Origin of the sequence: Roseovarius sp. (assembly GCF_965228755.1) — a bacterium.
Classification (GTDB): Bacteria; Pseudomonadota; Alphaproteobacteria; order Rhodobacterales; family Rhodobacteraceae; genus Roseovarius.
The window spans coordinates 1,175,908-1,198,731 of record NZ_CBDDIG010000005.1; the positions used below are offsets into that span (position 1 = coordinate 1,175,908).

The following is a 22,824-nucleotide window of genomic DNA, read 5'->3' on the forward strand; positions in this document are numbered from 1 at the left end:
CGATACCATGACGGGCGACAGCCAGGACAAGGTCATATCCTTTCTCGGCGATCCCGCCACCCATCGCGGCACGCCCCCCGATCACGTCGAAACCCACGGGGCGCATGTCTTCCTGGCCGGGGACACCGCGCTGAAGGTCAAGAAGGCGGTGCATTTCGACTATCTCGACTACACGGCGCTTGCGACCCGCGAGAAGATGCTCCGCCGCGAGCTCGAGCTGAACCGGCCGGCCGCGCCGCAGATCTACCGCGATGTCGTGCCGGTCACGCGCGACGGCGACGGGCTTGCCCTCGACGGGGACGGCGAGACGGTGGAATGGGTCCTCCGGATGCACCGGTTCCCGAAGGAGGACGAGCTTTCCGAGGTGGCCGCCCGTGGCGCGCTGACCGACGAGCTGGCCGACAGGCTCGGGCACGAGATCGCCGCCTACCACGACACCGCCCCGCGGCGCGACGGCACTGGCGCCGACCGCATGGCCGCCATCCTCGACGAGCTGGAGAGCGCCTTTGCCGGGATGAAGGACACGCTCGGCCCCGACCGGATCACGGCATTCGCCCGCCAGACCCGCGCCGCCTTCGACCACGCCTCGCCGCTGCTCGACAGCCGCGCCGCGGAGGGGCACCTCCGTCGCTGTCACGGCGACCTGCACCTGCGCAACCTCGTGCTGATCGACGGCAGGCCGGTGCTGTTCGATGCGCTGGAATTCGACGAGGAGCTGGGCACCTGTGACGTGCTCTACGACCTCGCCTTCCTCGTCATGGACCTGCTGAACCGTGGCCTGTCCCGGCCCGCCAACATCGTGCTGAACGCGTGGCTTTTCGCACATCAAGGGCGGCAGGATGCCGGGCTGGCGGCGCTGCCCGTCTTCCTCGCCCTGCGGGCCGGAATCAGGGCGATGGTCACGGTCCAGACCGGCGCGGGCGATCCCGCGGAAATGCGCGACGCGGCGCAAGGCTATCTCAAGACGGCGCTCGACGCGCTGAACGACCCCGGCCCGCGCCTCGTGGCGGTGGGGGGCCTGTCAGGCACCGGCAAGACGACCCTCGCACGTCGGCTCGCCCCGGCGATCGGACGGCAGCCCGGCGCGGTCCACCTGCGCAGTGACCTGGAACGCAAGGCGCTGGCCGGCGTCGCGCCCGAGGACCGGCTGCCGGCGGACAGTTATACCGCCGAGGCCGCCCGCGCGGTCCACACCCGGCTGACCGATCGCGCCCGCTACCTGCTCGCCGCGGGCCAGTCGGTGCTGCTCGACGCCACCTTCCTGTCGCCGGACGAACGGCGCGGCGTCGGGCAACTGGCAAAGGAGCTGTCGGTGCCGTTCACCGGTCTCTGGCTCGAGGCCCCGGTCGAAACGCTCACCCGCCGCGTGACCGCGCGGCAAGGCGACGCCTCCGATGCCGATGCCGACGTGGTGCGCCGGCAGACGCAAACGGATACCGGGCCGGCCGACTGGCCCCGGATCGACACCTCGGGCGGGATCGAAGTGGTGGAAGCCGCCGCGGCACAACAGCTGGGCGTGACCCCCCGGACGTGATGCCCGGCGCCGGTCAGGACCGCTTTCGCGGCATGACCCCCCCCGTTTTCGTGACCTTGGCCAACGCCCAGGCGCATTGGTCACGTGTCTCGGCCTCCGGTCGTTCTGCCCGCCGTCGACGAATACCGACCGGGCGGTCACCCATCCTGGCCGTTCGCGGCAAAAACCGGAAGGTCGGTTCCGGGATTGGGCCGAACCCCGCGTTCAGCCCTCTTTACCCGGGCCACGGTGATCGCCGCGATATGTCTGGAACGAGGGGGAAATCGAATTCGCCGTGTCCTGCAACTTCGGCAGGATGTCCTTCTCGATCCTCTCGCGGCTCCAGGTATGGGCGGAGACCGAGCATTGCACGGCGGCATAGGCCCGCCCGTTATGTCCGACGATCGGCGCGGCGACCCCGATCTCGTTCAGGATCATCTGGCCGGTCGAGATGGCGAACCCGTCCAGCACCGCACGCTCGATGCTTTCGCGGATTACGGCACGGTCGGTCGTCGTGCTGGGCGTGAACCTCTTGATCGGCCAGGTTTCGATCGCCCGGTTGCGCTCGTCCTCGGGGAAGGTCGAGAGCATCGCCCGACCGCCCGAGGTGGACAGGGCGGGAAGGCGGCGGCCGATGATCGTCGCGGCGAAATAGGTGCGTTTGCAGGGCAGGCGGCTGACATAGACGATGTGATCGCCCGACAATTCGGCAAGGTTGATGGTTTCACCCAGCTCCTGCGAAAGGTCTATCAGCTTGGGGATCGCCTGTCCGACAAGGGGGTCGGACCAGTAATAGGCATAGGCCAGTTGCAGCCAGGCATGAGACGGGCGAAAGCGCCTCGTGTCCGGATCCTTTTCCAGCATCCCCTCGGTATGAAGCGTGTTGGCCAGGCGCTGCGTGGCGCTTCTGTCGAGACCGCTGCGTTCGGCAAGTTCGAGCAGCGACAACTCGGTATGGCTCTCGTCGAAGGCCCGAAGCAATCGCAACGCCTTGGCGACGGAGGCGACGTAAAGCGTGTTCTGTTTTGATTTCATGCAATTACCGGCTGAGTGAGGGAAATGGCGCTGAAAGGGGCTTGACGCATTCGAGTGCGTTGCCCTTAATTGATCATATAACGGTGGTAAATATCATAATGTAATACCACGTCAAGTCGCAAACACAATGACGCCCGCAGACGGGCGCCGTGGAACAGGGAGAGAAAAATGCAGACATCCTGGTTGAGATCGACCATTGCCGGCGTCGCCTTGATCGCCGCAGGGGGCGCCGCCTTCGCGGAAAAGGCCAACGACACGCTGCGCGTGGCCTTCACCAAAGAGCTCGAGAACGTCGACAGTTTCTTCAACTCCTCGCGGGAAGGCGTGGTCCTGCAGCGCGCCATCTGGGATGGCCTGATCTATCGCGATCCGGTCACCAACGAGTATTCCGGCAACCTCGCCACCAACTGGGAGTGGATCGACGACACCACGCTCGAGCTGAAGCTGCGCGAAGGCGTGACCTTTCACAACGGCGAGGCGTTCAACGCCGATGACGTGGTCTACACGGTGAATTTCGTCTCCAAGGAGGAGAACGGCGTCAAGACGCAGCGCAACGTGAACTGGATGGAGTCTGCCGAGAAGGTCGATGACTACACCGTCCGCATCCATCTCAAGGAAAAGTTTCCGGCGGCGATCGAATTCCTGTCCGGCCCGGTGTCGATGTACCCGGACGAGTATTACGCGGAAGCGGGCCCGAGCGGCATGGGGCTCGAACCCGTGGGGACCGGTCCCTACAAGGTCGTCTCGGTCGTGCCCGGACAGCATTTCGTGCTCGAGAAGAACGAGAACTATCACGACAGCCCGAAGGGTCAGCCGGAAATCACCAATATCGACATCCGCACGATCCCGGATGTGAACACCCAGATGGCCGAGCTTTTCAGCGGCTCGCTCGACCTCATCTGGCAAGTGCCGGCCGACCAGGCCGAGAAACTGGCCGAGATGGACAAGTTCGCCGTGAAGAACGAATCCACGATGCGGGTGGGGTACCTGTCGATGGACGCGGCCGGCCGGTCGGGCGAGACGCCCTTCACCGACATACGCGTTCGCCAGGCCGTGAACCACGCGATCAACCGCCAGGAGCTGGTCGACGCCCTTCTCAAGGGCAAGTCCAAGGTTGTCTGGACCCCCTGTTTCCCCAGCCAGTTCGGTTGCGTCGAAGACGCGGCAGCGACCTATGAATACGATCCCGAGAAAGCCAAGGCACTGCTTGCCGAGGCCGGCTATCCGGACGGGTTCACCACCGAGCTCTACGCCTATCGCAACCGTGAATATGCCGAGGCCATCATGAGCTACCTGAACGCCGTCGGCATCCAGACGGATTTCAAGTACCTCCAGTATTCGGCCCTGCGCGAGATGAACATGAAGGGCGACGTGCCGCTGGCCTTCCTGACCTGGGGCAGCTTTTCGATCAACGACGCCTCGGCCATGGTCAGCCAGTTCTTCAAGCACGGCTCGCTCGACGATGCCCGCGACGACCAGGTGCTCGAGGATCTGAACGTGGCCGACAGCTCGACCGACCCCGATGTGCGGATCGAGAATTACGCCAAGGCGATCGAACGCATCACCGAACAGGCGTACTGGGCCCCGATGTTCTCGTACAACACGAACTACGTGTTCACCAAGGAAGTCGAGTACACGCCGACGGCCGACGAGGTCCTGCGCTTCACGACCATGTCCTGGCAGTGATCCGGACAGGGCGCGGGGACACACCCCGCGCCCGACATCCCCAAGGAACAACCTGACGTTTCACAGGTCCCTCGCATGACGGCGAGCGATTCAGAAAGGGTCTGCCCGTGCTCCTTTTCATCATCAAACGCCTCGGGCTGGCCATCCTCGTGGCCTTCACCGTGTCGTTCATCAGCTTCACGCTGCTGTTCCTCGCAGGCGATCCCGCCGCGGCACTGGCCGGCGAGACGGCCAGCGGCGAGGATATCGAGGCCATCCGCAAACTCTACGGTTTCGACCGCCCGATGCTGGTCCAGTACGTGGAATGGCTGCTTGCCGCGCTGCAGGGCGATTTCGGCGAAAGCTACTACTTCCGCCTTCCCGTTGCCTCGCTGATCGTCGAGCGTCTGAGCGTGACCATGACGCTGGGTGTCTGCGGCATCACCTTCGCGCTGCTGACGGCCGTGCCCCTGGGCGTGGCGGCCGCGATCCGGCCCAACTCCTTCATCGACCGGATTGCCCTCTTCCTCTCCGTCGCGGGCCAGGCGATGCCGAGTTTCTGGTTCGGCCTGATCCTGATCGTCATCTTCGCGATCCAGCTTGGCTGGCTGCCCCCCTCGGGCGCCGCGTCGCCGGCGCATTTCATCATGCCGACGATCGTGCTGGGCTATTACGCCATGCCGGCGATCATGCGCCTGACGCGGGCCGGCATGCTCGAGGTGCTGTCCTCGGATTACATCCGGACGGCGCGGGCCAAGGGCGCGCCGGAAGGCCGGGTGCTGTTCCGCCACGCCCTGCGCAACGCCATCATTCCCGTGGTTTCGCTCGCGGCGGTCCAGATGGGCTTCATGCTGGGCGGCTCCATCGTCGTCGAGTCGATCTTCGCGCTGCACGGGGCAGGGTACCTTGCCTGGGAAAGCATCGCGCGCAACGACCTGCCCACGGTGCAGGCGCTGATCCTCGTCTTTTCGATGTTCTACATCGTCTTTACCTTCCTGGCGGACGTGCTGAACGCCTGGCTCGACCCCCGGATGCGGAGTAGCTGACATGGCCACGACCGAAACCAAGGATCCCCTGCTGCAGGACATCACCGGCCCGACCCCGGCGCAGATGCTGCGCAAGCGCGTCTTCGGGCACCAGGGGCTGCTGATCGGGGCAACCGTGCTTGGCGTGCTGCTCTTCGTGGCGATCTTCGCGCCGCTGCTGGCACCGCATGACCCCTATGCCCAAAGCCTGATGAGCCGGATGGAGCCGCCCGTCTTCCTCGGGGGGACGTGGGAACACCCGCTGGGAACCGACCACCTCGGGCGGGATTACCTCTCGCGCCTGATCTACGGCGCGCGGGTCTCGCTGATGATCGGCACGATCGCGGCGCTCATTTCCGGGCTGATCGGCACCGCGATGGGGGTGGCCGCGGGATATTTCGGCGGACGCGTCGACATGGTGGTGACCTTCCTGATCAACGTCCGGCTGGCGATGCCGGTGGTCCTGGTCGCGCTTGCGGTCGTGGCCATCCTGGGGGGCTCCCTGCAGGTGGTGATCGTGGTGCTGGGGCTGCTGCTCTGGGATCGGTTCGCCGTGGTGATGCGGGCGTCGACGCTGCAGGTGCGCGGGCGCGAATATGTCGCCGCCGCGCGGGCCATCGGTGCCTCCACCCCGCGGGTGATCCTGTCGGAGATCATGCCCAATATCGCCAACAACCTGATTGTCGTCGTCACGCTGGAAATGGCGCACGCCATCCTGCTCGAGGCGGCGTTGTCCTTCCTCGGGCTCGGGGTTCAGCCGCCCACGCCAAGCTGGGGCCTGATGGTTTCGGAAGGCAAGAACATGATGCTGTTCGAGCCGTGGATGGTGCTCATTCCGGGGGCCGTGCTGTTCCTGCTCGTCCTGGCGATCAATCTCATGGGGGACGGCCTGCGCGACGTGACCGCCCCGGAAAACCGGAGCTGACAGAATGAGCGACCCCTTGCTGAGCGTCCGCAACCTCACCATCGACATTCCCGTCGGGGCGGGCACGCTCCATGCCGTGCGCGGGATCGACTTCGACCTCCATCGCGGCGAGACATTGTGCATCGTCGGAGAAAGCGGGTCGGGGAAATCCCTCACGTCGCTGGCGGTGATGGGCCTGCTGGGAAAGAACATCCGCCGCGGCGCCGACCGCATGGAATTCGACGGCACCGACCTGATCGCTGCGGGCCCGCGCAAGATGCGTGCGCTGCGGGGCGCGCGCATGTCGATGATCTTCCAGGAGCCGATGACCTCGCTCAACCCGGCCTACACGATCGGCGACCAGCTGACCGAAGCCCTGCTGCTGCACAAGCGCGTCGGGCGGGAGGCCGCCCGCGCCCGTGCCGTCGAACTGCTCGAGAAGGTCGGCATCACCGCCGCGGAAAGCCGGCTGTCGCAATATCCCCATCAGCTCTCCGGCGGGCTGCGCCAGCGGGTGATGATCGCCATGGCCCTGATGTGCGAACCCGAACTGATCATCGCGGACGAGCCGACCACGGCGCTCGACGTGACCATCCAGGCCCAGATCCTGCGGCTGCTCTATGACCTCGGGCGCGAAATGAACATGGCGATGATCCTGATCACGCACGACCTGGGCGTGGTGGCGCGTGTCGCCGACAAGGTCGCGGTGATGTATGCCGGGGAGCTGGTGGAAACCGGGTCCGCCACCGACGTGTTCAACACGCCCTCGCACCCCTACACGCGCGGCCTGCTGCGCTGTATCCCGTTGCCCGGCAAGACCGAACGCGGCAGCGAGCTCGGCACCATCCCGGGCATCGTGCCGTCGTTGATCGGTGACGTTCAGGGCTGCGCCTTCCGCACCCGCTGCCCTCATGCGGTCACCTCCTGCAGGGACACGATCCCGATGCAGGGGGGCCAGGCGCACGCGTTCCGCTGCGTGCACGCGGATGGCAAACGCCAAGCAGAAGAGGAGATGCCGGCATGACCGCAGATGCCTCGAAGGCCGTTCTGGAATTGCGCGGCGTCACCAAGACATACCGCGTCAAGCAGGGCATTTTCGGAAAGGCCCGCCCGCTGACCGCGGTCAACGACGTTTCCCTGTCACTGCCCCGCGGCGAAGTTCTCGGCCTCGTGGGCGAGTCGGGCTGCGGGAAATCCACGCTCGCCAAGATCCTGCTGGGTCTCGAGATGCCCACCGACGGGAAGGTGCTGATCGACGGCAAGGAGATCCTTGCCCAGGATCGTCTCAGCCTCGCGCGGCGGATCCAGCCGATCTTCCAGGATCCCTATTCGTCACTGAACCCGCGCAAGAGCATTTTCGACATCGTCTCGCTGCCGCTGCGCGTACACGGCGTGGGCGGCCCAGGGGAATGGGATCAGAAGGTGCGCGAGATCCTGGATATCGTCGGGCTTCCGGCGCGGGTCATGAACACCTATCCCAGCCAGATGTCAGGCGGTCAGCGCCAGCGCGTGGCGATTGCCAGGGCGCTCATCATGAAGCCCGAGATCGTGATCTGCGACGAACCGACTTCGGCGCTGGATGTCTCGGTGCAAAGCCAGATCCTCAACCTGCTGGGCGAGCTGCGGCGGGAATTCGGGCTGACCTACCTGTTCATCAGTCACGATCTGGCGGTGGTCGAGCACCTCGCCACACGGGTCGCCGTGATGTACCTGGGGCGCGTGGTCGAGGAATCCGACGTGGCGGGCCTTTTCGACGAGGCGGGCCATCCCTACACCCAGGCGCTTCTGAAGTCGGTCCTGACACCCGAGCCCGGGCTCGGCGTGCCGGATACGCAGCTCGGCATGGCCTATCCCAACCCCATCGATCCGCCGTCGGGGTGCCAGTTCCACCCGCGCTGTCCGATGGCCACGGATCATTGCAAGCAGATCGCCCCGCGCCCGGTGGCCACGCCCCGGGGGCGCGTCGAATGCCATTTGCACGATCCGCAAAGTCCCATGAACAACGCGAAGGTGGCGTAAGATGTCTGCGAACCTGTCTCGCACGGCGCAGACCCGGAAAACCGTCATCGAAACGGAACACGGCGTTGTCGCGGCCCAGCACCGGCTGGCGGCGCAGGCTGGCGCGAATGTCCTGCGCGCCGGCGGCGATGCGGTCGACGCGGCGGTTGCGACCTCGTTCGCGATCGGCGTGCTCGAACCCTGGATGAGCGGCCCGGCCGGCGGCGGGGCATTGATGCTCTGGCGCGCGGACGAGGGAAGGGCAGAGGCCCTGAACTACGGCATGCGGGCCCCGGCAGCGCTCGACGTGGCGGACTATCCGCTGTCCGGCTCGGGCGTGGCGGGCGACCTGTTCCCGTGGCAGGAGGTCGAGGGCAACCGCAACCTCCAGGGCGCGACCGCCGTGGCCGTGCCCGGTGTCGTGGACGGGATGGGCCGGATGCACGACCGCTATGGGCGGATGCCCTGGGCCGACCTGCTTGCCCCGGCCACGGCCTTCGCCCGCGAGGGCCTTCTGGTGGACTGGTACGCGGCCCTGGTCATCGCCTCGGCCACCCGCGAGCTTGCCAAGGATCCCGATGCCGCCGAGCTTTTCCTCGAGGACGGCACCTGGCCCAGGATCAGCGGGTGGACCGCGCTGGCGGACCAGCGCCTCGACCAGACGCGCATGGCCGACAGTCTCGATCAACTTGCCCGGCACGGCGCACGCGCGTTCTACGACGGCGATCTCGGGGCGGCACTCGCCGCCGACATGCAGGACAAGGGCGGCAGCCTGTCCCATGACGATCTCCGCACCTACCGGGCCGAGTTTTCCGAACCGCTCAGTTTCGACTACCGGGATGCGCGGTTTCACGTCGCCCCCGGCCTCACGGCCGGCCCCACCTTCCGGCAGAGCCTGGACGCCATGGCGCGCACGGGTTTCGGCCCGGAACCGGATGCGACATCCTTCTGCGCCACCACCGATGCGCTCTTCGCGGCCTATGACGACCGCCTCGAAACCATGGGCGACACCGGGGAAACCGAAGCGCAGTCAGGCTGCACCACGCACTTCTCGGTGGTGGACCGGGATGGCAACATGGTCAGCCAGACCCAGACCCTGCTGTCGATCTTCGGGGCGCGTGTGGTGTCTCCGTCGACCGGTTTCCTGATGAACAACGGGATCATGTGGTTCGACCCGGTGCAGGGCCGGCCCAATTCCCTCGGTCCCGGCAAGCGCTGCCTGATGAATGTCTGCCCGATTCTCGGCGAGAGGGGCGATACGCGCTTTGCCTTCGGGGCCTCGGGCGGGCGCAAGATCGTCTCGGCGATGGTGCAGATGGCCTCCTTCGTGGCGGATTTCGGCATGGATGCCGAAGCCGCCTTCCATCACCCGCGCATCGACGTGTCCGGCGGCCAGACCGTCGTGGCGGATGACACGCTGCCGACCGCCGTGATCGACGCCCTGTCCGCCCGCCACCCGGTGGTGACCACACGCCGCAGCCCGTTTCCCTATGCCTTCGCCTGCCCGGCGGGCGTGATGCGCCAGGGCCGTATCAACACCGGCTGCACCGAAATCATGTCGCCCTGGGGCGATGCCATTTGTGAAGACCCTGACAGGTAGACCATGACACGCAATTCCGCCATCGACACCGTCTCCGCCTATTTCGACGAGGGGCGTTTCCAGAACGACCTCGCCGATCTCGTCGCCTACGAAACCGAAAGCCAGAACCCCGGGCAGGCCCCGGAACTCGCGCGTTACCTGGACGAGGCGATGACGGAACGGCTTGGCGCGATGGGGTTCACCTGCCACATTCACCCCAACCCGGTCGAGGGCGCCGGCCCGATCCTGGTCGCCGAACGCCACGAGGGCAACGACCTGCCCACCGTCCTGACCTACGGGCACGGCGATGTCATCCGGGCCCAGACCGACCAGTGGCGCGAGGGGCTGCATCCCTTCCGCCTGGTCGAGGAGGGCGACCGGCTCTACGGACGGGGCAGTGCCGACAACAAGGGCCAGCACCTCATCAACCTTGCCGCGCTCGAGGCGGTTCTGCAGACCCGCGGCACTCTCGGCTTCAACTGCCGCGTGGTGATCGAAACCGGCGAGGAGACCGGCTCGCCCGGTCTTGCCGAGTTCTTTCAGGCCCACAAGGACGCCTTGTCGGCCGACGTGCTGATTGCCTCCGACGGGCCGCGCCTCCAGCCCGAGACGCCGACCATGTTCATGGGCTCGCGCGGCGGCGTGACCTTCGATCTGGTCGTCGATTTCCGCGAGGGGGCGCACCATTCCGGCAACTGGGGCGGGCTGCTGGCGGATCCGGCGATGGTGCTGGCCCAGGCGCTGTCGACGATCACCGATCCCCGCGGCCAGATCCGCATCCCCGAATGGCGCCCGGACAGCCTGACCGACGACGTCCGCGCGGCCTTGCGCGGCCTGCCGATCGCCGGGGGCGACGGCCCTGCCATCGACGAGAACTGGGGGGAAGAGACCCTGACGCCGGTCGAACGCGCCTATGGCTGGAACAGCTTCGCGGTCCTCGCGATGAAAAGCGGCGTGCCCGAGGCGCCGGTCAACGCCATATCGGCCCACGCCCGCGCCACCTGTCAGCTGCGCTACGTCGTCGGCACCGACCCCGAGGACATCGTGCCCGCGCTGCGCCGCCACCTCGATGCGCACGGGTTCGAGGGTGTCCGGATCGTCCCGCACGACCGGGGTTTCTTCCGCGCGACCCGGCTCGCCCCCGACCACCCGTGGGTGAGCTTCGTGGCGGCCTCCCTGGAAAGGACCGCCGGGCAGAGCCCGCATATCCTGCCCAACCTCGCCGGCTCGCTGCCCAATGACGCATTCGCCGATATCCTCGGCCTTCCCACCGTCTGGGTGCCCCATTCCTACCGAGGCTGTTCCCAGCACGCGCCGGACGAACATGTCCTGAAGCCGGTATGCCGGGACGCGCTCAGAATGATGGCAGGCCTTTTCTGGGACGTCGGCGAGGGCAACACGCCCCGCTGACCCCGATGCCTTCGTCGCATCGAGGGAGGTATCTCGCAAAATCAACGCTTTAGGTGATTTTGGCTCCGGCGGTAGGGGCGAGGATGGCGTTTCGCTATGTTTCATATAGTTGCCAAAATCTATTTAGATCAAATGGTTTAGCAAATAACTTGTTTCGACTAGTTGCGCAGTGTTTCACTTAATGCCATTTTTTTTGACACCTAGGAAGGCACGTAAGATTGGCTCCCACCACCGGAATCGAACCCAATGCCGAAGATCGCCGATGAGCTTAGCGCCCTCGAAATCAAGAAACTGAAGCACCCCGGCGGGCGCTGGAACGCAGTCATCAATGTGGGGGGTGTTACCGGTTTACAGATGCAGATCACGCCGGCTGGCGCAAAGAGTTGGCTTTTGCGTGTGACGGTGGGAGGTAAGCGCAGGAAGGTCGGCCTCGGCAGCTATCCGACCATCACACTTGCGGCGGCCCGTGAACGGGCCCGCGAGGCGCTGGAAATGATCGAAAGGGGAGTTGATCCGGTCGAGCAGCGTAGGGCTGCGCGGGCCGCTCTCGCGGCCCAGCAGGCCCGCTCGCTGACATTTGCCGAGGCCATGGAAAAGTTTGCTCCGAAGAAGATGGCCGAGTTTAGGAGCGAGAAACAGCGCCGCCTGTGGCGAAACTCGCTCGAACTTCATGCTTTGCCGATCCTCGGGAGTATCCCGGTAGATCAGATCACGCGGGCCGACGTTCTCCGTGTGCTCGAACCGATCTGGACGGAAAAGACCGAAACCGCCACAAAACTGCGGGGGCGGATCGAGGGGGTGATGACGTGGGCGGAGGTGGCCGGGCATTGCGAGGGTCCGAACCCGGCACGTTGGCAGGCGAACCTAGACCAATTCTTGCCCCAGCCCTCCAAAATCCGCCAAGAGCAACATTACCCGGCGCTCGCTCTCGCAGACGCGCCAAGGTGGTTCAGCGACCTTCGCGGACGCGAAGGCATGGCGACGCGAGCGCTTGAGTTTGTCGCGTTGACTGCGGCCCGATCTGGCGAGGTCCGGGGGGCGGTGTGGTCGGAAATTGACATTGGAGCGGGCTTGTGGACCATCGCGGGGGCCCGCATGAAATCGGGCCGCCCTCATCGCGTGCCCCTCAGCACCGAAGCCGTCGCTCTTCTGCACGATCTGCCCCGCATGGATGGGGGCGAGCATGTGTTCTGGGCGGTGCGCGGGGGGATGCTTAGTGACGCCAGCCTTTCGGCCACCATAAAACGAATGCACGCGGCCGAAGTTAAAACTGGGCACCCCGGATACCTCGACCCGATGAGTGGGCGGCCCGCGGTTGTTCACGGCCTTCGCTCGACTTTTAGGCAGTGGGCAGCCGAGCGCGGCTATGATCGGGACATGGCGGAGATGCAGCTTGCCCACGCGGTCGGTAGCGATGTTGAACGGGCTTATCAGCGTTCGGACATGCTGGAACGCCGCCGGGCGATGATGGCCGCGTGGGCGGGCTTCCTTGGCGGTGAGGAAGCCGGGCAGGTTGTGCCGCTCAGGGGAGCAGGGGCGTGAGCGGCACGCGCTTCAGACCGCCCCGCTCTATCTGGGATACCGAGATACCCGGTATGCAGCACGCGGGCGAAAGACGCCCTGACCTGTGGCGGACTTTGCATGACGTGCTGTCGGAACTCGATGGCGAAGCCGCGTCGCGCGTTGAGCGCGCGATGCGGGACCCGCTAGCGAGCGAGGGGTTGGTCGCGGCGATGGAGGTTTGGGAAATCCGCGAAGGCGACCCGGTGACCATTTTTCGTGAACGGTACGACGACGCCGACAATAGGACCGCCAAAACGCGCCTAAAGGACATTCGCAAGCGCCTCGACCGCCTGCCCGAAGAGTACATGACCGCGATGATTCCCCGCCTGATTGCCGCCGCTTTGGAGGTGGAAGACCGTCCGGGCGCACCTATCGGGGACAAGGTTGGTCGGGCGGCTCGCGATGCGGCCCGCGCCCTTGCGAAGCTACGCGAGCTTGTGGTGCAAGCCGAGGAAGCTGCACCGCCTGCCCGAGGAGGACAGCTAATGGCCGAAACGCAGGCCCGTTTGCGACTGTTCGATAGTGTCCGACGCACGCTTGAATGCGAGGATGATGCGGTGTTCAAGGTGATCAAACAGGCGCTTTGGGAGACGATAACCGGCGCGGAGGAACTGCCCGACTACAAGAGGAACGACCGCTAAGCCATTGCCAAAAAACGCAAAGGGCTGGAATGGGCGAAAACCGCCGTTCCAGCCCTTTCTGTTTCAGGACGCCCCGCCCGTATGTTGCAGACAGAACGCAGACAGAACGCAATAGAACGGAATGAAAGGAGCGCGGGATGTGGATCACCATCAAAGCGACATGTGCTCGCTACGGTTTCAGTCGAACGACGCATTGGCGGTGGGTTAAGTCCGGGCGACTACCCGAGCCGGTCGAAATCGGACCCGGCTGCAAGAGGCACAACGTTGCCACACTGGACGAATACGACGCGAAGTGGCTGGCAAAATGATCGACCTAGCGAAAAACAAGCGCGAGATCATCCGCGTCCGGCAGCGTGAATACGGCGGGTATCGCTACATCGATGCCCGTATTTTCTTCCCCGGTGATGACGGCGAAATGCGCCCGGTCAAACAGGGCGTCACCATCGCGCTCGACCGCGCCGGTGAGCTTGCCGCGGCCATCGAGCAGGTTGCCCGGCAGGAGGCGCCCGATGATGATTGAAACCAGCCCCTTTAACGTGGAGGGCGCCCGATCCAGCCAGATCGCGGGCGCCCTCATGTCCACATCAAGTCATATCTCCGTGGATGTTCCGAGAATAGCTCAGACGGCGTCCACGGGCAACGAGAAAGGCGGGTTTTTCCCGCCTTTTCTAACCGCAGGAATGCCTAAAATGAGCCCAGATGCCTACATCGAAGAGGAAGCCCGCAAAGCCTTTACGAAGCGAAAAATTCAGTGGGTTTTGGAGGTAACGGCAAATCAAAAGCGCCTCCACCGGCTGGCCCCCGCGTTCGTCAACATCTTGGCTTTTGAATTCTACAACTTCGAGAAGGGATACGCGTACCCCGGCATCCCGGCGATAGCCAGGAAGCTCGGCGCGGGTCAGACGGCGGTGAAGCAAGCAATCTCCTCTCTTGAAGAGCATGGTCACCTGATCGTGCAGCGGCGAGGGTGGCGCCAGTCGCACTATTATTGGCGCTTCAGAAGTGAAGCCGAAGGCGGTGATGTTGTCGTAGAAGATGACCATCCCGTTGTCGGTCGGATATCCGACCGACAAGAAGCGCGCACAGTTGGCCGGAAAGGCGACCGACATGGTGCCCATGTGAGACGGGAACCCGACCAACATGGCGAAAACACAGTGAGCCGGACTTCCGTCTCACACGGAACCCCCGAGGTGGATCATGGCGCAGTGGGGCGGGAAGCCGCCCCACATAAGGGAGCGCACGAAGATGGGAATATTCCTAAGTGGGACGGAAAGCCGACCCGCATGTTAGGCGGAAACCCGACTACAATACCTGAGAGAGATACCTTGGAGGTAGAGAGAGGCGCAAGCAGCGCCTCTCTCTCTACTACTTTTTCACCAAGTGCTACCGTAGTAGGGGGTAGGTCAATTTGCGACGCAGAAGAGAAGGAAGAGCGGCTCCTTGAGGGAGCCGCCCTTCCATCCGCGACGGGTTCGCCTTGCGACGAAACCACCCCACCTGCTGCGTCGCACAAAGACCACCCCCATCCTGAAAATCCTTCCTCCTCAGGTACGTTTTCGGAATTCTGGCAGGCTTACCCGCCCTGCTGGCCGGGCGCTGACGATCCGTTTTCGGGCGAAAGTCTAGACGAACAGAATGAGGCCGAGGCGGCATGGACTGAATGCGAAGGTGAAGGCGACGACCTCGCCGCGATCTGCGAGGGCGCCCGAGCCTTCGCTTCACACTTCGAGCGGATCACCGCATCCATCGAACATCGGGGAGGATGGCCAACGCCCTCGGATTTCCTCCGCGAGGAGATGTGGATGAGATGGCTGACCAAGCCCGATGTGCGGGCGGTGTGAAAATGACCAAGCACACCACCGCGCGCCCAGCGTGGGCCGAGGCAGCGGCCGGCGATCCGGACCTCGCGCCGGCGCTCGACCTGCTAAAGTTGGCCGAAAGCGGCCTGCTGTGCCGGCACGCAGGCGCGCAGCGGATCGCGTCGCGCCTGTTGCGCTGGCTCGAAATGGACGGCGCGGACGTGCCACTCGACGTGTTCATCGGCCTCGCGGGCACCGGCCAGCGCGCGGCGCGCCAACGAATGCGGCTCGGCACGCGGGACGCACTGATCCGGCGCCTCGCGCAAACGACCTACCCGACGTTGAATTACAAGGCCGGTGGCGACAAGATCGCACGGTCGTGGTGCCGATACGCCGCTGGCGATCTACGCCGCGATCTAGCTTCCGGAACCGTCCCGCACCGGGAGCCCGCACAGACGTTTTTCAGCTTGGCCCGGCGCGGACACGAGCCGCTCTCGAAGCACACGATCCGAAAAATTCTCGCGCGGCAGGCTGATCATCTTAACCCCGTTGAGCCGGCCAGCGGAAAGGATGAAAATTTTCCAGAAAGAGGGGCATCCGACGATGAAGACGATAAAGCTAAAGCACCCTGTAGTTCACGATGATTTCACGATCCGGGCCGTCACAATCACACGAATTCCGGACACGGCAATCCCGGAAATACGCGCGGCCGCCAACGAGGGGCTCGGCGATTTCTTCGAGGCCGCGGTTGCGGCGATGATCCGGCTGCCGCGCGAGACGGTGCGGCAGCTTGATCTCGCGGATTTCCGTAATCTTGCAGCATTCCTCGAGGAAGCCTGCCCGAACCAACTTCTGAGGGGGAGGGGCTGACATGGCCACCGAAACGTCACGGCTGATTGTCGAGCTTATGGATCGCGTGACGGAGCCGGCGCGCCGCGTCGCCCGCTCCTTGGCTGGGATCAAGCGCGCCACCACGGAGGCCAATAGGGTGCCCCTCTCGTTCTCCGAGCGCCTCGATAGCGCAATGGCCCGCAATAGTCAGGCCCTTGCGGGCGCCCGGGCCGGCCTGTTCGACGCGGCCGCCGGGATCTACGCGATCAAGGCGGCGATCAGTGGTCCCGTATCCGAGGCGGCCAACCTTCAGCAGGCGATGCTTGATGTGTCGAAGGTGGTGGACTTCACACCGGAGGGTCTTGAAAAATTCAAGCGCGATCTGGCGATCATGTCGCGCACCGTCTCCATGACGCAATCTGAGCTTGCCGCTATCGCGGCAGCGGCGGGGCAATCGGGCATCCCGCAAGATGAGATTATCGAGTTCACCGAGGCTGCGGCCAAGATCGGCCTCGCCTTTGACGTGAGCGCTGAGGAAGCCGGGCGCGGCCTCGCAAAGATGCGCACCGGCCTTGGCATGTCGACTGAGGAGGTCGTCGTCCTTTCGGATGCGATGAACCACTTGTCGAACGTGCAGGGCGCGACCGCCGCCGAAATCATGGACGTCATGCTGCGCGTCGGCGCAACCGCAAAGACCTATGGCCTCGCGGCCAAGGATACGGCGGCCTTCGCATCGGCCATGATCGCGGCGGGTGCTGAAACCAACGTGGCCGCCACCAGCCTTCGAAACATGGGCCGCGCGCTCACCAAGGGCGAGGCTGCGACCAGCCGCCAGCGATCTGCATTTAAAGAACTCGGGCTTGAGGCGACTGATGTTGCCAAGCGAATGCAAGAGGACGCTACCGGAACTATCGTTGATGTTCTGGAACGGCTGCAACAGGTTCCGAAAGAGGCGCAGGCGGCTGTGGCTTCCAACCTGTTCGGGGACGAGGCGCGCGCGCTTGGCCCACTCCTGACCAACCTCGATCTAGTTCGTGAAAGCCTCGGCCTTGTCGCCCAGCAAAGCGACTACGCGGGATCGGCCTTTGAGGAGTGGCTGCGCGTGAGCGGCGGCTTCTGGTCGAACCTTGATCGCTTCAAGAATGCGATCAAGGAAGTGACCGGGGCACTTGGCACGGCACTGATCCCTCGGCTTGAAGAACTGATGGCCGCGATCAAGCCGATCCTCTACAGCATCGCGGAGTTCGTGAGCAACAACCAGCGTCTTGCGGCAACGATCTTCACGGTGACAAGTGCCGTCATCGGCTTTCGCGTGGCGCTGGCGGGCCTCCGTTATCTTGGCCTCCTCGGGCGTTCCGGCCTGCTGGCGATGATTGCCGCGGGCTTCCGCGCCATCGGGGCCACGGCGGTCCCGCTGGGCCGGGCGGTCGGGCAGAGCGTTGGTTTGCAGCGCAGCCTTGCGGCAATGGCCGGTCAGCGGCTCGGCTTCCTCGGCACGATCCGGGCCGGCCTATCCGGCATTGCGGGCGTGACCGGCTTGACGGCGGTTGCGAATGGCGTCCGGGCGATCACCGCCGCCCTTGCGGCCGGGCTTGGGAAGGTCGCCGCGGTGACCGGCCTGACGGCGGTCGCGCGCGGCCTGCGATCCCTGATCCACGCCACAGGGCTGATCAAGGTGCCGAAGGCCATCGGCGCGCTGGCGCGGGGCCTTGGGTCCGTTGCTGGCGTAGCGGCCCGGCTGACCGGCCTCAAGCTGGTCGCCTCCGGCATCAGCGCCGTTGTGGCGGCCGTGGGCGCGATCAGCGCGCCGCTTTGGGTGCCCATTGCCGCCGCCATCGCGGCGGTTGGCGCGGCGTGGAAATATTGGGATCGGATTACGGCTATTGTCTCCGGCGTAGCCTCCGCCATCGGCGACCAGCTTGGCCCTGTCATGGACGGGATCAAGGAAAAGCTCGACTTCTTGGAGCCGGTTATTCGCCCGGTGGGCGAGGCGTTCTCGTTTCTGGCCGAAAAGGTCGGCGCGGCGTGGCGGGCGGTCAAAGACTTCCTTTCCGGCGACCTGTTCAAGCGGGAGAAGCTGGGCGAGGAGGAATTCGCCAGCATCGAGGCGCGCGCCAAGGCGGTTGCCACGGCGATCATCGAAACGATCAAGGGGGCGTTTCGCGACTTCTTCGAGTGGGTGCGCGGCATTCCCGACCGGATCATCGAGGCAATCGGCACTATCGACCTTTCGGGAGTTATTCGATGGCCTCAGGTTCCGGAGGAGCTTAAATATTGGTGGCGGCGGTTGTTCGGAGGGGAAACGCCTGAGCCCGTCACGGTGACCCGCGAGGAGTTCGCCGCCGACGCGGCAAAGGCGGGCCAGACCGAGCAACAGCGCGCCGAGGCGGTGATCGCGGGCGCGGGCAGCCTTACATCGGCCGCCGAGCTTGCCGAGATGGGCGCGGAGGCGGAGGGCCTTCGCGACAAGATCGCCGCCATCAACCGGGAAATCCGAAACACCCCCCGGGGCCGGGGCGGCGAGCGGAAGATTGCGCAGCTTGAGGCCGAGCTTGGCCCGCTGAAGGCGCGGCTGGTGGAGGTCGAGGGCAAGATCGGCGACGCCTCCCGGAAGGCGGGGGAGCTACAGACGGCCCTTGAAATTGTCGGCAGCGCGGACGTGACGCCCAACGTCAATGACGCGGCGATCCAGCGGGCGCTTTCCAAGGCCGAGCGGCTTGAGCGGGCGCTGAGCCGGATCAACAGCGGGAGCGCGGCGGCCGGGGCGAGCACTGAGGGAACGCCCGCGCCGAGGGCGCGCGGCGGCCCGATCAGCCGGGGCGCTCGGTATCTGGTTGGCGAGCGGGGGCCTGAGCTTATCACGGCCGCGCGCAGCGCGTATGTGGTCCCTAACCGGATCACGGAGCGGATCAGGTCGGTGGGCGAGCGGGTTTCCGGGGCGGCCTCGGGCGGCCTTCTGGGCCGCGCCCGGGCGGCGATCCAGCCGGCGATTTCGGGGCGCGAGGCCACGCTTGCCCCCATCAAGGCGATCACGGCACCCGCGGCCCGTGGAACAGGGCCGATACATCAGGCCGGCCCCTATGGACCACCTGCGGTGCCCACGGTTTCCGCGGCGCCGTCGCCCAACGGGCGAACGGCAACGGCGCCCTCGGCAACGAGGTCTATGACATTGAACGCGACGTTCAACTTCTCCGGCGTTTCAAGTGCCGATGCCGGCGAAATCGAGCGGGGGGTCCGCCGGGCGCTCCGCGAGGAGGTCCGCGAGATGTTCCGCGGGGTCTACTCCGACACGGGCATGGGATTTTCTTGATGAGAGCCCTCTTCTACCAGATCGCATTCGATGCGGCGCGGGCACGCCATCACCACCAAGCAACGGAGGTTGAAGTGACAACATCATCGAGAACCCAAGCGACGGTCGATAGGGCCCGCGCGGAGGGCGCGGCCGGGGAGCGCAAGCGCGTTGGCGCCATCCTGACCTGCGAGGCGGCTGAGGGCCGCGAAAAGCAGGCGCGGACGCTGGCGCTGAAAACGGACATGACGCCCGAGCAGGCGGCCAAGGTGCTTGAGGCCAGCCCGAAAGCGCAGGGCGGCCAGTCCATTGAGGAGCGCGCCAACGGCGAGGCCGAAATCGGTGCCTCGTTCTCAAGTGACCCCAGTCTTGGAAGTCATACGGACCGCGCGTGGCAGAAGGCGGTTGCGGGCGGATGAATACTGATGCCGGCCCCGGGAAGCCCGCCACCGCTGGCCATCTTAGCGCCGTTGAGCCGGTCAGCCCGCGCAGCCATGTTCTCGGAAAAAGGAGGTCACCATGAAGTTTGACAGTAAGAATAGATTGGACCACTTGGGCGCGATCCGACACGCCAAGGTCGCGACCGTGCGTGATGCGTCGGATCGCGCAACCGACCTCCGCGCGCGCTGTAGGCGCGCGCAGGGTCGGCTTCGCCAGATCGAGACCGACTACCTCCCAAAAGATGCCGCCGAGACCGCCGAGAAGATCGCGGCGGAGATTGATACCTTGAAGGAAGAGCTCGCGGCCGCCGAGGCGCGACGGGATCGCGTGGGGCAGGAGTTTCAAGCGGCAGCCGCCTGCCACGAAGCGGCTCGAAACTATGCCGTCGAGCATGGCTTGCCGATGCCGAGCGAGGATGCCGCCGAAGTCGCCGCGATCAGTGGGGGTGTCGAATGAAGACCGCAAACTCACTTTCGAAGGCCCGCGATGGCGCCATGAAGGCAACCGGCGAGGCCCGGCAGGCAGTCGACCAGTTGCGCGATCTGCGGGTTCGGCTGCTCGATGAGAGGGACGAGGTTGCATCCCGGCCCTTACCCTTTGAACTGGCGGCCGAGGCGGCTGAACAGGCGATCCAGCGCCGTGCAGAGGCGGCGCTGGATCGCCTGAGCGTGACCGGCTTGATGCGCCCCGCCGATAGGCGCAGGCCGCATCTCGAAATCTCCGACGAGCAAGCCGCTGATCTCGCCTTCGCAGCCAACGCTGCGGCAATTGCCGGTCTCATCCGAGAACGCCTTGAACAAGAGTGCAAGGGCTCGAAACCGCTCGCGCCAGAGGACCGGGACCGCGAGATCGAAAGGCTAGACGCGGAAATTCTTGCCGCCGAACTTGCCGAAGAAGGCTTGATCCGCGGTTTAGAGCAGGCCGGGATCGAAATGCTTCGCCGTCCTGATGCAGACCCGCGCGCGTTGCTCGTGTCGGACGCGGAGTTAACGTGAATTGCGCGGGCGACGGCGAACTCAGTCGCGCCGTCGCCCAAGCAGGCCGCGATCTAGCCAAGCGCGGCCGGGCGGGGGAGGTTGGTCTCCCTGCCCCCGCCCACCAGCCTCATCGCCGCAGCGCGCAAGGAGCAGCCGCAGGAGGGGCGCAGGCGCAGATCGAGTGGCCCACCACTGCATTTCGCGGAGTGCCTGTTGTCGCGCTACTGAGGGCCTCTGGCGGCCAATAGGGACCTTATGACCAGCGGTCTAGCGCGGGGACGCGGCCGCCCGGGTCTTGCCCGTTTTTCAGCATTTTGAAAACCCAGTTCCCTGCCCGAAGGAGAAGACATGAAGGACACCAACAATCGAAAGATCACCGTCGCCGAGGCCGCGGAAATCACCGGCCGTTCGACCCGATGGATAAAGAAGCTCAAGGCTGAGGGTTACATCGCCGAGTACACCGTGCCGGCGTTAGGCGCGGGCATTGCGGCCTACTACGAGGACAAGCTGAAGGAGGCCCAGAAAAGCGAGGTCGCCAACAAGGCGAGCCTCGCGCGCACCCGGGAGATCGAGCTTCGCACCGCCGAGCGGGCCCGGAAGCTGGTCCCGATAGACGATAGCCTGATGATCATGTCTCATATCCAGAACATGGTCCGCGCGGAGTTCGCGGGCTTTCCCGCCCAGATCACTCACGACCCTGACCTTCAGCGCCGGATGCAGACCGCTCTCGATGACATTTTCGAGCGCGCTTCCCGAAAGGCCAAAGACCTCGGCGAAGCACTGCGATCTGGTCGCTTCGATATGGAGGCCAGTTGAACCGGTCTGGACGGGCATCCGAGCGTAAGCTAGAAATGACAATTGCGGGACGGGCCCACCACCCGCCCAACCCGCCGGCCGTGCAGACTTAGTTCTGAACCGAGTGTGCGGCATGTGCCCCCGGTGTCCCCACGCCGGGGGCACTCCCAACTTGGGATTTGCCAACGGTCGTGACGATCCGCTCATCCAAGTTGGATAAGCGGCTTCACTCCGCGATCCGTATCAAAGACCGAAGGTATCTTTTTCCTTGATCGGTAAGCGATACATGACTGTCAGGCTCAATCGACGCCAGACCAACCTTGAACAGCCTTTCGGCCTTGTGTTTGTCGATGAAGTGCAGGTTGCCGTCTTGGATTTGGCGGAGCATTACGACTTCATCCTGCGTGAGACCTGTATCCATTGTAATTCTCCCCTTCGCAACCAGTGCGCGCAAAGATGCACCAACTGAACGAGGACTTCAAATCAGTGAGCGCGTCTATGCCGAGACCGCCCGCCAGCGGGCCATTCCACTGGCGGGTTGCTATCTAGGTGGCTGACGTGATGGGCTCCGCCACGAATTCGGCGCGTCGACAGCACACGGTAAAGCAGCCATGGAGCGCCGCTCGCGGCTTCAACAGCACGGAAACGGGATGATCTCTGCGGAGTGCTTTGGAGGCCTATGGCCGTCACCATACCGAACCCGGACGTTATCTCGCACGGGTTCGGACATCGCTGACGTGCTCGGGCCTAATTGCCCTTCGCCGCCCGACGCATCTTCTGGAAACACAATGCGGTAGGCTTCGTGATCGGGCCGATCCGAAAGCCACTCACGGAACTCGACTGGATCGAACCTGTCGCGCCCGCTTTCGCGGAGATAGTCAGCACGCACTCGGTCGCGCCATTTCTTCTGTTTATAAGTCCAAGACATTGCACGGTTCCATTTGGAAGATTGTTTGAGGAAACAACCATGCCGTACCATGCCTTGCCGCGCCCTGAGACGCGCAGAGCGCCTCACCTTCCTGCCGTGGATCACCGCAGGGATTACGAAGCCCCTACGCCAGATGGCTCAACCGGTCAACCCTTTGCCCGTTGAAAGGCCTACTTCGGAAGGTAGCCCAGTTCCTTAAGGTGCGCGACAAGCACGCGATCCACATAAGACGCGATGGAACGCCCATCACCTTCTGCCGCCTTTTCGACGGCTGCCTTAGTTTCATCGTTCACTCGAACGGAGATCGCGGAGGTCTTGGCCATATGATTACCTGAATTTGTTTGACATCGGATAGGATTGGAATCACTGTAAATACAGTTGCACACAAATGCAACGGCCCTTGCTGGTTCTCCCCACCAGCAAGGACCTAA

22 protein-coding genes are annotated in these 22,824 nt (G+C 64.7%); 19 read left to right on the plus strand and 3 right to left on the minus strand.

The genetic code is table 11. From position 1 onward, the window contains the following. Positions 1-7 precede the first annotated feature (7 nt). Complete coding sequence (locus tag ACO07J_RS09325) at positions 8-1,534, plus strand: AAA family ATPase (RefSeq protein ID WP_422028460.1); 1,527 nt, start codon at positions 8-10, stop codon at positions 1,532-1,534. Positions 1,535-1,738: 204 nt separating this feature from the next. On the opposite strand, the gene ACO07J_RS09330 is transcribed toward ACO07J_RS09325, so the two are convergent. Further along, positions 1,739-2,548, minus strand: coding sequence for an IclR family transcriptional regulator (locus ACO07J_RS09330; protein ID WP_422028462.1), 810 nt, complete (start codon positions 2,546-2,548; stop codon positions 1,739-1,741). 168 nt (positions 2,549-2,716) lie between these two features. On the opposite strand from ACO07J_RS09330, the gene ACO07J_RS09335 reads away from it, so the two are divergent. The 18 genes from ACO07J_RS09335 (at position 2,717) to ACO07J_RS09420 (ending at position 21,486) form a co-directional block, all read left to right on the plus strand. Beyond that, positions 2,717-4,234: an ABC transporter substrate-binding protein gene (locus tag ACO07J_RS09335; protein ID WP_422028464.1), complete on the plus strand. Its 1,518-nt coding sequence runs from the start codon at positions 2,717-2,719 to the stop codon at positions 4,232-4,234. A 107-nt stretch (positions 4,235-4,341) separates the two neighbouring features. Next, the gene (locus ACO07J_RS09340) at positions 4,342-5,259 is read left to right on the plus strand and encodes an ABC transporter permease (RefSeq protein WP_422028466.1); all 918 of its coding nucleotides are present in this window, start codon (positions 4,342-4,344) and stop codon (positions 5,257-5,259) included. Between the two features lies 1 nt (position 5,260). Further along, entirely contained in the window at positions 5,261-6,163 is a 903-nt protein-coding gene (locus ACO07J_RS09345; protein ID WP_422028468.1) for an ABC transporter permease, read from the plus strand. Positions 6,164-6,167: 4 nt separating this feature from the next. Further along, a complete protein-coding gene (locus tag ACO07J_RS09350; RefSeq protein WP_422028470.1) occupies positions 6,168-7,166 on the plus strand; it encodes an ABC transporter ATP-binding protein in 999 nt (332 codons plus the stop codon). Then, on the plus strand, positions 7,163-8,161 hold the full coding sequence (locus ACO07J_RS09355; RefSeq protein WP_422028472.1) for an ABC transporter ATP-binding protein: 999 nt from the start codon (positions 7,163-7,165) through the stop codon (positions 8,159-8,161). Before ACO07J_RS09350 ends, ACO07J_RS09355 begins: the two co-directional genes overlap by 4 nt. 1 nt (position 8,162) lies before the next feature. Further along, positions 8,163-9,740, plus strand: a complete 1,578-nt coding sequence (locus tag ACO07J_RS09360) for a gamma-glutamyltransferase family protein (protein WP_422028474.1) — start codon at positions 8,163-8,165, stop codon at positions 9,738-9,740. Positions 9,741-9,743: 3 nt separating this feature from the next. Next, on the plus strand, positions 9,744-11,129 hold the full coding sequence (locus ACO07J_RS09365) for a M20 family metallopeptidase (protein WP_422028476.1): 1,386 nt from the start codon (positions 9,744-9,746) through the stop codon (positions 11,127-11,129). 246 nt (positions 11,130-11,375) lie between these two features. Continuing rightward, the gene (locus tag ACO07J_RS09370) at positions 11,376-12,671 is read left to right on the plus strand and encodes a tyrosine-type recombinase/integrase (RefSeq protein ID WP_422028478.1); all 1,296 of its coding nucleotides are present in this window, start codon (positions 11,376-11,378) and stop codon (positions 12,669-12,671) included. After that, a complete protein-coding gene (locus ACO07J_RS09375; protein WP_422028480.1) occupies positions 12,668-13,333 on the plus strand; it encodes a hypothetical protein in 666 nt (221 codons plus the stop codon). The genes ACO07J_RS09370 and ACO07J_RS09375 overlap by 4 nt, the downstream gene beginning before the upstream one ends. Positions 13,334-13,637: 304 nt before the next feature. Further along, on the plus strand, positions 13,638-13,853 hold the full coding sequence (locus tag ACO07J_RS09380) for a transcriptional coactivator p15/PC4 family protein (protein WP_422028482.1): 216 nt from the start codon (positions 13,638-13,640) through the stop codon (positions 13,851-13,853). Next, positions 13,843-15,174, plus strand: a complete 1,332-nt coding sequence (locus tag ACO07J_RS09385) for a hypothetical protein (protein WP_422028484.1) — start codon at positions 13,843-13,845, stop codon at positions 15,172-15,174. Before ACO07J_RS09380 ends, ACO07J_RS09385 begins: the two co-directional genes overlap by 11 nt. A 2-nt stretch (positions 15,175-15,176) precedes the next feature. Then, on the plus strand, positions 15,177-15,776 hold the full coding sequence (locus ACO07J_RS09390) for a hypothetical protein (RefSeq protein WP_422028486.1): 600 nt from the start codon (positions 15,177-15,179) through the stop codon (positions 15,774-15,776). After that, the gene (locus ACO07J_RS09395; RefSeq protein ID WP_422028488.1) at positions 15,736-16,002 is read left to right on the plus strand and encodes a phage tail assembly protein; all 267 of its coding nucleotides are present in this window, start codon (positions 15,736-15,738) and stop codon (positions 16,000-16,002) included. The genes ACO07J_RS09390 and ACO07J_RS09395 overlap by 41 nt, the downstream gene beginning before the upstream one ends. 1 nt (position 16,003) lies before the next feature. Beyond that, the gene (locus tag ACO07J_RS09400) at positions 16,004-19,273 is read left to right on the plus strand and encodes a phage tail tape measure protein (protein ID WP_422028490.1); all 3,270 of its coding nucleotides are present in this window, start codon (positions 16,004-16,006) and stop codon (positions 19,271-19,273) included. Further along, positions 19,273-19,671, plus strand: coding sequence for a hypothetical protein (locus ACO07J_RS09405; protein WP_422028492.1), 399 nt, complete (start codon positions 19,273-19,275; stop codon positions 19,669-19,671). Before ACO07J_RS09400 ends, ACO07J_RS09405 begins: the two co-directional genes overlap by 1 nt. Positions 19,672-19,771: 100 nt before the next feature. Continuing rightward, positions 19,772-20,149 carry a hypothetical protein gene (locus ACO07J_RS09410; RefSeq protein WP_422028494.1) on the plus strand — a complete coding sequence of 126 codons (378 nt, stop codon included), beginning with the start codon at positions 19,772-19,774 and terminating at the stop codon, positions 20,147-20,149. Then, on the plus strand, positions 20,146-20,688 hold the full coding sequence (locus ACO07J_RS09415) for a hypothetical protein (protein WP_422028496.1): 543 nt from the start codon (positions 20,146-20,148) through the stop codon (positions 20,686-20,688). Before ACO07J_RS09410 ends, ACO07J_RS09415 begins: the two co-directional genes overlap by 4 nt. Positions 20,689-21,018: 330 nt before the next feature. After that, a complete protein-coding gene (locus ACO07J_RS09420) occupies positions 21,019-21,486 on the plus strand; it encodes a hypothetical protein (RefSeq protein ID WP_422028498.1) in 468 nt (155 codons plus the stop codon). Positions 21,487-21,691: 205 nt separating this feature from the next. Here ACO07J_RS09420 and ACO07J_RS09425 read toward each other — a convergent pair whose 3' ends face one another. Beyond that, entirely contained in the window at positions 21,692-21,886 is a 195-nt protein-coding gene (locus tag ACO07J_RS09425; RefSeq protein ID WP_422028500.1) for a hypothetical protein, read from the minus strand. Between the two features lie 677 nt (positions 21,887-22,563). Continuing rightward, positions 22,564-22,716 carry a hypothetical protein gene (locus tag ACO07J_RS09430; RefSeq protein ID WP_422028502.1) on the minus strand — a complete coding sequence of 51 codons (153 nt, stop codon included), beginning with the start codon at positions 22,714-22,716 and terminating at the stop codon, positions 22,564-22,566. Positions 22,717-22,824 lie beyond the last annotated feature (108 nt).